14 protein-coding genes are annotated in these 14,668 nt (G+C 55.5%); 6 read left to right on the forward strand and 8 right to left on the reverse strand.

Annotated elements, in window-relative coordinates:
* Positions 1-53: 53 nt before the first annotated feature.
* Positions 54-1,178, reverse strand: a complete 1,125-nt coding sequence (gene zapE, locus ACNQ0W_RS19930) for a cell division protein ZapE (protein ID WP_062933431.1) — start codon at positions 1,176-1,178, stop codon at positions 54-56.
* 189 nt (positions 1,179-1,367) lie between these two features.
* On the opposite strand from zapE, the gene zapG reads away from it, so the two are divergent.
* The 3 genes from zapG to degS all read left to right on the forward strand — a co-directional run bounded on the left by zapG (position 1,368) and on the right by degS (position 4,464).
* The gene (gene zapG, locus ACNQ0W_RS19935) at positions 1,368-1,766 is read left to right on the forward strand and encodes a Z-ring associated protein ZapG (RefSeq protein WP_003860432.1); all 399 of its coding nucleotides are present in this window, start codon (positions 1,368-1,370) and stop codon (positions 1,764-1,766) included.
* A 170-nt stretch (positions 1,767-1,936) separates the two neighbouring features.
* Positions 1,937-3,304 carry a serine endoprotease DegQ gene (degQ, locus tag ACNQ0W_RS19940; RefSeq protein WP_006812158.1) on the forward strand — a complete coding sequence of 456 codons (1,368 nt, stop codon included), beginning with the start codon at positions 1,937-1,939 and terminating at the stop codon, positions 3,302-3,304.
* Positions 3,305-3,396: 92 nt separating this feature from the next.
* A complete protein-coding gene (gene degS / locus ACNQ0W_RS19945) occupies positions 3,397-4,464 on the forward strand; it encodes an outer membrane-stress sensor serine endopeptidase DegS (RefSeq protein WP_003860430.1) in 1,068 nt (355 codons plus the stop codon).
* A 51-nt stretch (positions 4,465-4,515) separates the two neighbouring features.
* Here degS and mdh read toward each other — a convergent pair whose 3' ends face one another.
* A complete protein-coding gene (mdh, locus tag ACNQ0W_RS19950) occupies positions 4,516-5,454 on the reverse strand; it encodes a malate dehydrogenase (RefSeq protein WP_116329942.1) in 939 nt (312 codons plus the stop codon).
* Positions 5,455-5,851: 397 nt separating this feature from the next.
* Here mdh and argR point away from each other — a divergent pair, with 397 nt between their 5' ends.
* Complete coding sequence (gene argR, locus ACNQ0W_RS19955; protein WP_003860428.1) at positions 5,852-6,322, forward strand: transcriptional regulator ArgR; 471 nt, start codon at positions 5,852-5,854, stop codon at positions 6,320-6,322.
* Positions 6,323-6,700: 378 nt separating this feature from the next.
* The gene (gene yhcN / locus ACNQ0W_RS19960; RefSeq protein ID WP_006812160.1) at positions 6,701-6,964 is read left to right on the forward strand and encodes a peroxide/acid stress response protein YhcN; all 264 of its coding nucleotides are present in this window, start codon (positions 6,701-6,703) and stop codon (positions 6,962-6,964) included.
* 59 nt (positions 6,965-7,023) lie between these two features.
* Here yhcN and ACNQ0W_RS19965 read toward each other — a convergent pair whose 3' ends face one another.
* The 5 genes from ACNQ0W_RS19965 to aaeX all read right to left on the reverse strand — a co-directional run bounded on the left by ACNQ0W_RS19965 (position 7,024) and on the right by aaeX (position 11,999).
* Positions 7,024-7,296, reverse strand: coding sequence for a barstar family protein (locus tag ACNQ0W_RS19965; protein ID WP_048246795.1), 273 nt, complete (start codon positions 7,294-7,296; stop codon positions 7,024-7,026).
* Between the two features lie 45 nt (positions 7,297-7,341).
* On the reverse strand, positions 7,342-8,796 hold the full coding sequence (locus ACNQ0W_RS19970; protein ID WP_062933432.1) for an NAD-dependent succinate-semialdehyde dehydrogenase: 1,455 nt from the start codon (positions 8,794-8,796) through the stop codon (positions 7,342-7,344).
* 86 nt (positions 8,797-8,882) lie between these two features.
* Positions 8,883-10,850 carry a p-hydroxybenzoic acid efflux pump subunit AaeB gene (gene aaeB, locus ACNQ0W_RS19975; protein WP_116329943.1) on the reverse strand — a complete coding sequence of 656 codons (1,968 nt, stop codon included), beginning with the start codon at positions 10,848-10,850 and terminating at the stop codon, positions 8,883-8,885.
* Positions 10,851-10,855: 5 nt separating this feature from the next.
* A complete protein-coding gene (gene aaeA / locus ACNQ0W_RS19980; RefSeq protein ID WP_062933449.1) occupies positions 10,856-11,788 on the reverse strand; it encodes a p-hydroxybenzoic acid efflux pump subunit AaeA in 933 nt (310 codons plus the stop codon).
* A gap of 7 nt (positions 11,789-11,795) precedes the next feature.
* On the reverse strand, positions 11,796-11,999 hold the full coding sequence (gene aaeX, locus ACNQ0W_RS19985) for a p-hydroxybenzoic acid efflux pump operon protein AaeX (RefSeq protein WP_003860416.1): 204 nt from the start codon (positions 11,997-11,999) through the stop codon (positions 11,796-11,798).
* Positions 12,000-12,178: 179 nt separating this feature from the next.
* Here aaeX and aaeR point away from each other — a divergent pair, with 179 nt between their 5' ends.
* Positions 12,179-13,105, forward strand: a complete 927-nt coding sequence (gene aaeR / locus ACNQ0W_RS19990) for an HTH-type transcriptional activator AaeR (RefSeq protein WP_003860415.1) — start codon at positions 12,179-12,181, stop codon at positions 13,103-13,105.
* 49 nt (positions 13,106-13,154) lie between these two features.
* On the opposite strand, the gene tldD is transcribed toward aaeR, so the two are convergent.
* On the reverse strand, positions 13,155-14,600 hold the full coding sequence (gene tldD, locus ACNQ0W_RS19995; RefSeq protein ID WP_045340029.1) for a metalloprotease TldD: 1,446 nt from the start codon (positions 14,598-14,600) through the stop codon (positions 13,155-13,157).
* Positions 14,601-14,668 lie beyond the last annotated feature (68 nt).

Consider the following 14,668-nt stretch of genomic DNA (forward strand, 5'->3'; position numbering starts at 1 on the left):
AGCATATGCCGTAATAAATGCTCCCCTCTCCCACGGGGAGAGGGGAGCATTTATTACGGCATATGCTCACGCTTGAGGTACTCTTCGCTCTGCATCTCTTGCAGGCGCGACAGGCAGCGCTGGAACTCAAACTTCAGGCGCTCGCCCTGATAAACCTCATATAAAGGCACCTCGGCGCTGACCACCAGCTTAACGTGGCGCTCGTAAAACTCATCTACCAGCGCGATGAAGCGGCGCGCTTCGCTCTCCATGAGTGGGGTCATAACGGGCACATCCCACAACATAACGGTATGGAACAGACGCGAAAGTGCAATGTAGTCATGCTGGCTGCGGGCGTCCACGCAGAGCGTTGCAAACGAGACGGCCAGCGTCTGGTTTTCTACGCCAAGCGTCGGCAACGGACGATGATTAATCTCCAGCGCTGGCGCGTTACCCCGCGGCGCCCCCGCCAGCGCCAGCCACAGTTTATCCATCTCGCGGGCTGTGTCAGCGTTCAACGGCGAAAGCCACAGGTGTGCCTGCGTTAATGTGCGCAGACGATAATCGACGCCGGCATCGACGTTCATGATGTCGCAGTGCTGTTTGATAGCATCAATGGCCGGCAGGAAACGCGCCCGCTGGAGACCATTGCGATAAAGCTCATCCGGTGGAATATTTGAGGTCGCCACCAGGGTGATCCCACGCGCAAACAGCGCTTTCATAAGCCCCCCCAGCAGCATGGCATCCGTAATATCGGAAACAAAGAACTCGTCGAAGCAGAGCACGTCCGTTTCCGCCTTAAAGCGATCGGCAACGATGTCCAGCGGGTCGGTTTCGCCCTGGAGCGCCGTCAGCTCTTCATGGACCCGCAGCATAAAACGGTGAAAGTGCAGACGCTGCTTACGCGTGCCGGGCAGGCTCTGGTAGAACATGTCCATCAGCCAGGTCTTACCCCGCCCAACGCCGCCCCACATATATAAGCCACGAACCGGTGCGTTTGCCGTGGGCTCTTTTTTGCCCAGCAAACGGCCGAATGCCGCCTTCAGCCCACTGCTCTGCACCGCATCGGCGGGTTTCGCCAGAAGTTCCTGATAAATCGTGTCCAGGCGGTTAACCGCTTCACGCTGGACATCATCCGGCTGGTGTGTGCCCTCGCTCAGGGCCAGTTGGTAACGCGATGAAGGGGACAGGTTTTGCATGATGTTGTTGTTATTCCTTTAGTTAAACCTCACCAGCGCGCGTGGCTGATGAAAAAAAGGCCGTTCTACACTACGCGATGATACGTCAGGATTCCACTTCTGCGGAAATAGCGGTTATAGTGGCATAATCAGGCACAGGCAGGAGCCGAGCCAACACCCTACGGAACAACAAGACAACGGGAGAAGTTCATGACCTGGGAATATGCGCTAATCGGTTTAGTCGTCGGCATCATCATTGGTGCTGTGGCCATGCGTTTCGGTAACCGCAAATTGCGTCAGCAGCAGTCACTGCAATACGAACTGGAAAAGAACAAAGCCGAACTGGAAGAGTATCGCGAAGAGCTGGTCAGCCACTTTGCCCGTAGCGCTGAGCTGCTGGACAACATGGCGACAGATTATCGCCAGCTCTACCAGCACATGGCGAAAAGCTCCAGCAGCCTGCTGCCGGAAATGACCGCGGAGACCAACCCCTTCCGCAATCGTCTGGCTGATTCTGAAGCCGGTAACGATCAGGCACCGGTTCAGATGCCACGCGACTATTCAGACGGCGCGTCCGGCCTGCTGCGCGGTGGCGTAAAACGCGATTAATCGCACAACCTGAATAAATTTTACGGGCGCACCTTATGCGCCCGTCCTTTCTTCCCGTCCCCAGCTATTATTTAGTCAAACACCTCATTGTTCAGCGGTTGAAAATTCAATAACATCAAGATGTTTTTGGGGCCGTTCTTTTTCATTCCAGGATACGAGAGTCAGCATCGATGAAGAAAAAAAACCAGCTGTTGAGCGCCTTAGCGTTAAGTGTCGGGTTATCTCTCTCGGCGTCCTTCCCTGCCAGTGCGGCACTGCCTTCGCAGGTGCCTGGACAAGAAGCCATTCCCAGCCTTGCGCCGATGCTTGAAAAAGTCCTGCCTGCGGTAGTCAGCGTTCAGGTGGAAGGGACGGCACGCCAAAGCCAGCGTATTCCCGAAGAGCTGAAGAAATATTTTGGCGAAGACGCGCCGGATCAGCAGGCTCAGCCGTTTGAAGGCCTGGGCTCAGGGGTGATTATCGACGCGGCTAAGGGCTATATCCTGACCAATAACCACGTGATCAGCCAGGCCGATAAAATCAGCGTTCAGCTGAACGATGGTCGGGAGTTTGACGCCAAACTGATCGGCGGTGACGATCAGAGTGATATCGCCCTGCTACAGGTGCAAAACCCCAGCAACCTGACCCAGATCGCCATTGCAGATTCCGATAAGCTGCGCGTCGGTGATTTTGCCGTCGCGGTCGGTAACCCGTTCGGTTTAGGCCAGACCGCCACCTCCGGAATTGTCTCCGCCCTGGGGCGCAGCGGCCTGAATCTCGAAGGGCTGGAAAACTTCATTCAGACCGACGCTTCCATCAACCGGGGCAACTCCGGCGGTGCGCTGCTTAATCTGAACGGCGAGCTGATCGGCATCAACACCGCTATCCTCGCGCCAGGCGGCGGCAGCATCGGGATTGGTTTTGCCATTCCGAGTAACATGGCGAAAACCCTGTCTCAACAACTGATTCAGTTTGGCGAGGTTAAGCGCGGTCTGCTGGGCATCAAAGGCATGGAGATGAGCGCCGATATCGCCAAAGCCTTTAAGCTCAACGTCCAGCGCGGGGCGTTTGTCAGCGAAGTGCTGCCCAACTCAGGCTCTGCGAAAGCGGGCGTGAAATCCGGCGACGTTATTGTCAGCCTGAACGATAAACCGCTGAGCAGCTTCGCTGAATTACGGTCACGCATTGCCACCACGGAGCCGGGCGCTAAAGTGAAGCTGGGCCTGATCCGCGAGGGCAAACCGCTGACCGTGGAAGTGACGCTGGATAAGAGCACCTCCTCTTCCGCCAGCGCAGAACAGATCTCCCCGGCTCTACAGGGCGCTACGCTGAGCGACGGTCAGCTTAAAAACGGCACGAAAGGCATTTCTGTTACGACCGTTGAGAAGAGCAGCCCGGCCGCGCAGGCAGGTTTGCATCAGGACGACGTGATCGTGGGCGTGAACCGCACTCGCGTGCAGTCTATTGCCGAAATGCGTAAGGTGCTGGAGAGTAAACCGGCGGTCATTGCCCTGCAAATTATCCGTGGCAACGACACCCTCTACATTTTACTGCGTTAACCATTTGCGACTCCGGACATCGCCGCTGCGTGTGATGTCCGGATAACTCATGTTATGCTGCAAACCGTTCCTTTTTTAACGACACACGCATCATGCTTTTAAAGCTCTTTCGTTCAATTGTCATTGGTTTGATCGTTGCCGGTCTGCTGCTGGTGGCTATGCCATCTTTACGCCAGTTCAACAAACTGTCGGCTCCTCAGTTCGACAGCACCGATGAAACGCCTGCGACGTACAATCAGGCGGTACGCCGTGCCGCCCCCGCCGTGGTTAACGTCTATAACCGCGGGCTTAACAGTTCCGCTCATAACCAGCTGGAGATCCGCACGCTCGGTTCCGGTGTGATCATGGATGACCGGGGCTACATCATCACCAATAAACACGTCATTAACGATGCCGACCAGATTATCGTCGCCTTGCAGGATGGCCGCGTGTTTGAAGCCCTGCTGGTGGGGTCGGACAGCCTGACCGATCTGGCGGTGCTGAAGATCAACGCCACGGGCGGTCTGCCGACTATCCCGATTAATCGCAAACGCACGCCGCACATCGGCGATGTGGTGCTGGCGATCGGTAACCCGTACAACCTGGGCCAGACCATCACTCAGGGGATCATCAGCGCGACCGGTCGAATCGGCCTGAACCCGTCAGGGCGGCAGAACTTCCTGCAAACCGACGCCTCGATCAACCACGGTAACTCCGGCGGTGCGCTGGTGAACTCTCTGGGCGAACTGATGGGCATTAACACCCTCTCCTTCGACAAGAGCAACGACGGCGAAACGCCGGAAGGGATTGGCTTTGCCATTCCGTTCCAGCTGGCGACCAAGATCATGGACAAGCTGATCCGCGATGGCCGCGTGATCCGTGGCTACATCGGTATTGGCGGGCGTGAAATCGCGCCGATGCATACGCAGGGCGGTGGTATCGATCAGATCCAGGGGATTGTGGTCAACGAAGTGGCGCCTGGCGGCCCGGCGGCCAACGCAGGTATCCAGGTGAACGACGTTATCCTTTCCGTCAACGGTACGCCAGCGGTCTCTGCGCTGGAAACCATGGACCAGGTGGCTGAGATTCGCCCGGGCTCCATCATCCCTGTTGAAGTCATGCGTAATGACAAAAAGCTGACGATTCAGGTCACCATTCAGGAATACCCGGCCACTAACTGACGGGCATAAAAAAACGGAGCTTAGCGCTCCGTTTTTTTTACCGGGACAAGATCACTTGTTAACGAATTCTTCGCCCAGCGTGATGTCTTTCTTCAACGTATCCAGCATGCCTTCCATCGCGTTTTGCTCAAACGCGCTCAGCGTACCGATAGACTTACGCTCTTCAACACCGTTTTTACCCAGCAGCAGCGGCTGAGAGAAGAAGCGCGCGTGTTCACCGTCGCCTTCAACATAGGCGCATTCAACAACGCCTTTTTCGCCCTGCAACGCGCGAACCAGAGACAGGCCGAAACGTGCCGCCGCCTGACCCATAGACAGGGTCGCAGAACCGCCACCCGCCTTCGCTTCCACCACTTCGGTGCCTGCGTTCTGAATACGTTTGGTCAGGTCAGCCACTTCCTGCTCGGTAAAGCTCACGCCCGGGATCTGCGACAGCAGAGGCAGGATGGTCACGCCAGAGTGACCGCCGATAACCGGCACTTCCACTTCCGTTGGCTGCTTGCCTTTCAGCTCGGCCACGAAGGTATTGGAGCGGATGATATCCAGCGTAGTTACGCCGAACAGTTTGTTCTTGTCGTAAATGCCTGCTTTCTTCAGCACTTCTGCTGCGATGGCAACGGTGGTGTTCACCGGGTTGGTGATGATCCCGATGCACGCTTTCGGGCAGGTTTCAGCGATCTGCTGAACCAGGTTTTTCACGATGCCCGCGTTGACGTTGAACAGGTCTGAACGATCCATACCCGGTTTACGTGCAACACCTGCGGAGATCAGCACCACGTCGGCACCCTGCAACGCAGGACGCGCATCTTCACCGGAGAAGCCTTTGATTTTCACAGCTGTCGGGATGTGGCTCAGGTCAACCGCCACACCTGGGGTTACCGGAGCAATATCGTACAGGGAGAGTTCTGAGCCTGAAGGCAGTTGGGTTTTCAGTAGTAGGGCAAGCGCCTGGCCGATACCACCAGCAGCGCCGAGGACTGCGACTTTCATCCTAAACTCCTTATTATGGTTAACTTAAGTATCTGTAACTCCGTTGCGGCGACCATAATTCAGCACGTCATTAATTACAATTTTCATCGCTAAAGAATTTGAGGTCGCACGTCTTTCGCCTTCACCTGAATGCTATCGGGCTGTAGGCAACAACGAATTAAGAGGGGGTTACAATACACCCTGCCACGCCACCAAAACAACATCATTTTGATAACATTTAATTTACTTTTAAGGTTATTTGCGCGGCGTGACCCAGGCATGTTTTCCGATAACGAAATCTGATAAAATCTCTCCCTTTCATAACATTATTTCAGCCTGCCGCCAGGTAGATAATTTGCATAAAAATTCATCCACATGCATAATAATGTTGTTTCTATCGTCATATTCCGGGTGACTTATGCGAAGCTCGTCTAAGCAAGAAGAATTAGTGAAGGCGTTTAAAGCGCTACTCAAAGAAGAGAAATTCAGTTCTCAGGGAGAAATTGTTCAGGCGTTGCAGGAACAAGGCTTCGACAACATCAACCAGTCGAAGGTCTCTCGCATGTTAACCAAGTTTGGGGCGGTGCGTACGCGCAACGCCAAAATGGAAATGGTTTATTGCCTGCCTGCTGAACTTGGCGTGCCAACGACCTCCAGCCCGCTGAAAAACCTGGTTCTGGACATCGACTATAACGATGCCGTGGTCGTGATCCACACCAGCCCGGGCGCAGCCCAGCTGATTGCCCGCCTGCTGGACTCGCTGGGTAAAGCAGAGGGGATCCTCGGAACCATCGCCGGTGATGACACCATTTTCACCACCCCGGCAAATGGTTTCTCGGTGAAAGACCTCTACGAAGCGATTCTGGTCCTGTTCGAACAGGAGCTGTAATTGTCTGCCCCGTAGCGCATGGCTGCGGGGGATCATTCTGCTGTTGCCGCGTTTTACCCTGCTTTGCTCTGCCTGCTGCTTTTGCAAATAGTGCTTTTTACCGCCTGTTAACATTCATTCAGTGAATGATCTGCCGCAAGATCGCACAAAAAATCAAATTCGCTTATCCATTTGATTTACAGATCAAAAAACCACAAACCTCGCACTTTAGCGCCCTTTTTTATGCATTCTCGTTATAAAAATTATTTTTTTAACACGTAATAACAGACGAAACCATTAGCCTGGTATTAATTTTTTGAGTGATTAGTGTATACTTGATTTTGTGATGAGGGTCACAGAACAAAGACCCCAGTAAAATAATTGACGAGGTAAATAATCATGAAAATTAAAACCACTGTAGCTGCCCTGAGCGTACTGTCAGTCCTGTCATTCGGTGCGTTTGCAGCCGACACTATTAATGCTGAACAGGCACAATCCCGTCAGGCTATCGGGACTGTTTCTGTTGGCGCCATCGGTACGTCTCCGATGGACATGCACGAAATGCTGAACAAAAAAGCGGAAGAACAGGGTGCGTCATCCTATCGCATCATCGAAGCGCGCAGTGGCGACCACTGGCACGCTACCGCAGAACTGTACAAATAAACCCTCGTCGTATCTCATCATACGACTTGCCCCTGACCTCCCGGTCAGGGGCTTTTTTATCACTGGCGCACGTTGAAACGCAGTTGCCCTTCCAGCTCCTCCTCCGCTTCATCAAACAGTAAAATCAATGCGCCAAAGCGTCTGCGCAGTTTTTCAGGCAGATGGGTAAATTCGATTTCCAGCGGTAACGGCAGATGATTGCCGGTAACCACATCCCACAGCATATCAAGATTGCTTACGCTGCCCCGCTCCAGGTCGAACGCCCGAATAAACTCGCGATAGAAGTCTTCCTGACTCTCAATTTCGTCAAAATCAAAGGTATAAATTTTCATTGCCAGCCACCCGGTACAGGCGGGCGGCAAATGCCGCCCTGTCTATTATAATCCCCCGATATGCAGGGTTTTGACTTCCAGAAACTCCTCCAGCCCCAGCACGGACCCTTCGCGGCCCAGCCCGGACTCTTTTACGCCCCCAAACGGACCCAGCTCGGTCGACACAGCACATTCGTTAATTCCGATCATGCCGCTCTCAATGGCCTGTGAGACGCGGAACACGCGCGAAAGATTCTGGGTATAAAAGTAGGCTGCCAGCCCGTAAGGCGTATTGTTAGCGCGCATAACCACTTCGTCTTCCGACGTGAAGCGGAAGCAGGCGGCAACGGGACCAAAGGTCTCCTCTTCTGCCAGCTTCATGCCTTCATGGCAGTCACCGAGTACGGTTGGCATCCAGAAGTTGCCGCCAAGTTCGTGCGGTTTACCCCCAGCCAGCACCGTGGCGCCCTTCGCGACCGCATCTTCGACGTGCTCACGCACTTTCTCGACAGCTGAAGGCTCAATCAGCGGGCCGACAACGACGCCCTCGTCCAGACCGTTACCCACCTTCAGCGTCTTTACCGCATCGGCAAGTTGATTGACGAACTTGTCATAGACCGTCTCCTGAATATAGAAACGGTTTACGCTGACGCAGACCTGCCCGGCGTTACGGAACTTATTGGCGATCGCCCCTTTGACGGCGGCCTCAATATCCGCGTCCTCGAAGACGATATACGGCGCATTACCGCCCAGCTCCATCGATACCTTTTTCATGGTCTCTGCGGAATTGCGAACCAGCGTTTTCCCGACGGCGGTTGACCCCGTAAACGAGATTTTGCGCACGTCATGGCTGGCCATAATGGCGTCGCTAATTTCTGAGGTGCTCCCCGCGACCGCATTCAGCACACCGTCCGGCACACCGGCCTGCTTCGCCAGCGTCAGCAGCGCAAAGGCGCTCAGCGGCGTGTTGTTTGCAGGCTTGATGACGCCGGTACATCCTGCTGCCAGCGCCGGGCCGAGCTTACGGGTGAGCATAGCCATCGGGAAGTTCCATGGCGTAATAGCAGCAACCACCCCGACAGGTTCACGAGTGGCCAGAATACGGGAGCCGGGTTTAACCGGAGGAATGATTTCACCGTTGGCGCGCTTGGCCTGCTCGGCAAACCACTGAATGAAGCTGGCAGCGTAGTCCACCTCACCTTCAGCCTCTTTCAGCGGCTTGCCCTGCTCGGTAGTCATCAGCCGCCCGAGCCAGCTTTTATTCTCGATAATCAGTTCATACCAGCGATAGAGGATCGCGGAACGCTCTTTTGCCGTTTTTGCGCGCCATGCGGGAAAGGCCTTCGTCGCGGCCGCAATGGCCTCTTCGGTTTCGGCTTTTCCTGCTTTCGCCACTTTCGCAATGACCTCGCCCGTGGCCGGGTTTAGCACATCAAACGTGGTGTCGAGTGTTTTCCAGATACCGTTAACCAGATACCCGGTCTGAAAAAGAATACTGTCCTGAAGAGCCTGGGTTGTCATGTGTCCTCCCTTCCTGAATGTTTGAACCTGCAAGAATAAGTATAGCCACAAAAAAACCGACACTTTTGGCGTCGGTTTTCTCTTCGTTAGCTGTCTGTCAGCGCATTCTGGTAGCGGCGCAGCATAAACACCAGCCGCTCTACCGGCTCGGTAACCTGCGGCGGCGCTTCCCAGATCCGCAGTTTCTCCTGGTAGATATCCAGCTCCTCCAGCAGTTGCTTAAAGTAGCGGCGACGTTTGTCATCACTCGATGCCGATATCACATGGTCCGCCGTTCGCCGTAGCTGGCGGTGGAAGGCGGACAAATCATCGTTGATCGGCACTGGCGCGTTCCGCAGACGCTGGTGCGCGATAATCATGATTAACGCCAGGCGGAAGCGGGCGACATCGCCCGGGAATTTATTCAGCAACAGGAACAACTGCTGATAGAGCGCCGGCAGGTGGTTCTCCTTGCGCCGCGCGGTGTTGGTGGTCAAGGACGATACGGCGGCCGACACAAACTGATTCAGAAGTACGCGCCCTGTCCGCGCCTGAGAGTTATCCCGCACCAGCAGGATCACCATCATCGCCAGGAAACAGCCCACCAGCTGACCTAATGCGCTATCCAGGAACTGGCTGAAATGGAAGGTCATCGGGTTATCCAGCACGATGATGTTAATCGTGCTCGCCAGCGCGCCTAACGATCCCAGACGGCGTTTTTGTACCTCGATCCCGATAAAGAACGCCATCACCGCCAGGCTGATGCAGAGCAAAAGCATGCTTTGCTGCGTCGAGGGAATAATCACCAGGAAGTAGAGCGCGCCAATGGGTAACGCTGCAATGGTGCCGTACAGAAAATCGATCGCGACCATGCGTGGGTTGGGCAGACGCATCGCCAGCGCGGTGACGACGGCAATCATCACCATCGCGCCGCTGCCGGACGTCCAGCCGGTCCACAGCCAGAACAGCGTGCCGAGTATACAGGCCAGGGTGGTACGCCAGAAGTTAACCATCGCATGGTGGCGCTCGGCGGATTCCGGTTTGATCACCACTTCGCCCTGTAACACCTCTTCTTCCGCCGCACTGATTTTGGTGTTACTAATCACGCCGCGTTTCAGGAGCAGGTAACGCGTTGCGGCGCCAACCCAGGTATAAATGGTGACTGGCGTATCCCGTTCTCCCGTCCAGGCAATCACACGACGCATGCGTTTAAGCTGTCGATGCACATCCTGCACCGTCTCCACGGGCTCATCAAACAGTTCGCGGAAGGTATCCGTTACCACTTCGGGGCGGATGTTCTGAATCAGGTAGGTTTCACACGCCTGGGTGATCAGCGTTAGCGAGACGGTATTGATCGCTTTCAGACGACGATTGGCCCGCTCCCAGCGGGAAGACTCCATATTGAGATTACTGCGCATCCCTTCCAGCGCCTGCGTGCGGCGCACCAGCGCACTCCAGGCCTTGTCGACCTCTTCGCTGTCGCCGTGCTTAATGCACAGTTGCATGAGCTGGTACTGGGCAACAATCAGCGCGTCCAGCTCACGATCGACTTCCTGCTTGATGGATCGCGGAGAGAAAAGCAGATCCGCGACAATCGCGCAGACGATACCAATGACAATCTCACTGCAACGTTCCACGGCGAACTGCGGAGCAAGCAGCGGTTCACTCTGAATGGTGATGATAATAATCAGCGCGGTATATCCCGCCAGGCCCCAGGCGTACGAGTTCTCCACCTTCACCAGCGAAGAGACCCAGGTGCAAAAACCCGCCCAGATACAGCACACAATCAGCATCAGCAGCGGCGTGCGGATCATCAGGATGATAATGGTCAGGGCGGCGATACAGCCGATAAAGGTGCCGATAATACGCAGCATTCCGCGATAGCGAATTGCCCCGGAGTAAGGTTCGCCACCCGCCGCGAAGGCAGGACCGGCGGCGACGATCGCGGCGGTCAGAACGGCCCAGCGCGGCGTTTCAAGCTGGAAATGGAAGCCAACAAACAGCGCCAGCACAATGGCGCATGCCAGCTTCACGGCGAAGCGGATGTGCTGGCTGGCGATGGAAAAAATGCCCATAGCGATCAACCAAACTCGCGCAGGCGATGGGCGATTTGACGGAAGATGGAATCCTGGCTGGCATCACGGTCTTTTTCACCCGTGATCACCACCGTCGCCGTGGTGCCTGCGGGCCAGAGGTTGCTCTGCTGCTCATCCAGACGAATGCGTACCGGTACGCGCTGCGCCAGGCGTACCCACTCGAGGTTAGAATCGACGGTCGCCATCCCTTTTGAATCATTGGTACTGCTGGAGTTGGTCACCCCCGCGGCCACGCTGTCCACGGTTCCCTTCAGGACCCGGTTGCTGCCGAGCGGCGTGATTTCGGCGCGATAGCCCGGACGCACGCCTTCCAGCTTGGTCTCTTCCATATAGGCGAGGACGTAGAAAGAGTTCTGTTTCACCAGCGCCACGGCAGTAGAGCCGCGCGTGATAAACTCACCCGCATAGACGTTGAGGTTGGTCACCCAGCCATCGGACGGGGCGCGGATAACGGTACGTTCCAGATCGAGCTTCGCCAGATCGCGCGTCGCCTGCGCTTTTGCCAGCTGATGCAGCACGGTTTGCAGCACGTTATTGGACTGGTCAATCTCTTCCCGGGACATAGCCTGGATGCCCAGCTTGTTACGGCGTCCTGCTTCACGGCGTTTTTCAGCGGCCAGCGCGTTGTAATACGCTACGTCGGCTTCCGCTTCTTCCAGCGCTTTTTGATAGCGCGGCTGGTCGATGGTGAACAGTACCTGATCTTTTTTCACCAGTTGGTTATCGTGGACGTTGACCGCCGTAATGAGACCGGCGACATCGGGCGCTATCGCGACCACCTCCGCGCTGAAACGCGCATCGCGCGTCCACGGGGATTCGGTGTAATAAACCCAGGCGCGAAAAATAGCGATGAACGCCAGGATGACCAGCGCCATAGTGATGGCAGTGCGGGAGATTTTTCTTGTTAGCGTTTTCACATCAACCTCAGACAAACATGCGCGATATTAAATAGAACAGGCAGCAATACAGCGCGGTATTGAACAATGCAGGATGCCAGACGAAATCATAAATCCCGGTAGGGACCAGCACCTTGCGCACCAGCCAGAAGATCGCCAGTGATAAAAGAAGCTCGAAAAATATCGGTGGGAACGACAAACCGAACACCACGATAACGGGAAACAGACTCATGTTGACCTTGATTAAAGAGAGTGCAGGTTACTGGATTTTTAAGCTCGCGCCGCCGCAGGAGAGCAAGAATTGCCGGGCGAGAGTGGCGCAGCCGTTATGTAATTAATAATATATTAACGTAACTGTTATGCTGTTATCTATCATATGTGATCTAAATCACTTTTAAGCCAGAGTGAATAATGGAACGTCTAAAACGCATGTCCGTCTTTGCGAAAGTGGTTGAGCAAGGCTCTTTTACCGCCGCAGCACGTCAGCTACAAATGAGCGTCTCATCCATTAGCCAGACAGTGTCAAAACTGGAAGATGAGCTTCAGGTGAAGCTGCTCAACCGCAGCACCCGCAGCATTGGGCTGACGGAAGCGGGTAAAATTTACTATCAGGGCTGCCGTCGAATGCTGCATGAGGTGCAGGACGTTCACGAGCAGCTCTATGCCTTTAACAACACCCCTATCGGCACGCTGCGTATCGGGTGTTCTTCAACTATGGCACAAAATGTTCTCGCTGCCATGACGGCGGAAATGCTGAAAGAGTACCCCGGTTTAACCGTTAATCTGGTTACGGGCATTCCGGCACCGGATCTGATTGCCGATGGGTTAGACGTGGTGATCCGCGTTGGCGCGTTGCAGGACTCAAGCCTGTTCTCGCGTCGACTGGGCAGCATGCCGATGGTGGTCTGCGCGTCGAAAAGCTATCTGGCACAGTATGGCGTGCCGGAAAAACCTGCCGACCTGAGCAACCACTCGTGGCTGGAATACAGCGTTCGGCCAGATAACGAATTTGAACTGATCGCCCCGGAAGGGCTTTCCACTAAACTGCTGCCTGAAGGCCGCTTCGTGACCAACGATCCGATGACTATCTCACGCTGGCTGGTGGCCGGGGCCGGGATCGCCTACGTACCGCTGATGTGGGTGATCAACGAGATCAACAGCGGCGTGCTGGAGATCCTCTTCCCGCGCTACCAGTCCGATCCGCGCCCTGTGTACGCGCTCTATACCGAAAAGGACAAGCTGCCGCTGAAGGTGCAGGTCTGTATTAACTATCTGACGGACTATTTTGTGGAAGTGGCGGAGCTGTTTCAGGGCATGCGAGGCAGAAGGAAAGAGTAGGCTTTTCCCCTCTCCCCGTTGGGGAGAGGGTTAGGGTGCGGGGGAAAATTTACGCCGTGCCGCCCACCGTCAGATTATCCACTTTCAGCGTAGGCTGACCGACGCCCACAGGCAGGCTCTGGCCCTCTTTGCCGCAAACGCCCACGCCGTTATCCAGTTTCAGGTCGTTACCGACCATGGAAATCTGCTGCATGGCCTCAATGCCGGATCCAATCAGGGTTGCGCCCTTCACCGCTTTGGTCACTTTGCCCTTCTCAATCAGATACGCCTCTGAGGTAGAGAAGACAAATTTGCCGGAGGTGATATCCACCTGACCGCCGCCAAAGTTTGGCGCGAAGATCCCGTAATCAACGGATTCGATAATCTCCTGCGGCGTGGATTTACCCGGCAGCATGTAGGTGTTGGTCATGCGCGGCATCGGCAGGTGCGCGTAGGATTCGCGACGGCCGTTACCCGTCGGCGCAACGCCCATCAGCCGCGCGTTAAGCTTGTCCTGCATGTAGCCTTTCAGTACGCCGTTTTCGATCAGCACGTTGTACTGACCCGGCGTACCTTCATCGTCGACAGAAATCGAGCCGCGACGGTCGAGCATGGTGCCATCATCCACCACGGTACACAGTTCGGAGGAGACAAGCTGCCCCATCTGACCGCTGAATACGGACGTCCCGCGACGGTTGAAATCACCTTCCAGGCCGTGACCGACCGCTTCGTGCAGCAGCACGCCCGGCCAGCCTGCTCCCAGTACCACCGGCAACGTACCGGCGGGTGCAGCCACGGCAGAAAGATTAACCAGCGCCATGCGCACGGCTTCTTTTGCCCATGCATCTGCGCGGGCTTCGCCGTCAACATCGCCCAGGAACCAGTCATAGCCAAAACGACCGCCGCCACCGCTTGAGCCGCGCTCGCGCTTGCCGTCGTCTTCAACCTGAACGCTAATAGAAAGACGCACCAGCGGACGCACGTCGGCGGCCAGCGTACCGTCCGTCGCCGCCACCAGAATCAGTTCATAAACCCCGGTCAGGCTGGCAGAGACTTCCTGCACGCGTTTATCCGCCGCGCGAGCCACTTTGTCCACGCGACGCAGGATGTCCAGCTTCTCTTCGCGGCTCATGCTTTGCAGCGGGTCGATGCTGGTATAGAGCGCAGCGTGCTGCACTTCACCCAGCGTTTTCACCCGTCCGTCGCCCGTATCGCGCACAATGGTTCGCGCCGCCTGCGCGCTCTGCTCCAGCGCGGCCAGGCTTATCTGGTCTGCATAGGCAAAACCGGTTTTTTCGCCGCTGACGGCGCGCACGCCGACGCCCTGGTCAATGTTATAAGAGCCATCTTTAATGATGCTGTCTTCTAAAACCCAGGATTCGTGATAGCTCGACTGGAAATAGAGATCGCCGTAGTCGAGGCGGCGTTCGGTCAGTTGACCAAGAATGGAGAACAGGTCCTGATGGCTCAGGCCGTTCGCTGCGAGCAAATGTTCACTTACCAGGTTCAGACTCATCGTATTGCTACTCGTTCGTTGCCGCCCGTGGCGGTATAAAGATCGTATTTATTGAGAGTGAGGCAATT

Source organism: Enterobacter cloacae complex sp. 6730903 (assembly GCF_048283985.1).
GTDB classification, from domain to species: domain Bacteria; phylum Pseudomonadota; class Gammaproteobacteria; order Enterobacterales; family Enterobacteriaceae; genus Enterobacter; species Enterobacter hormaechei_C.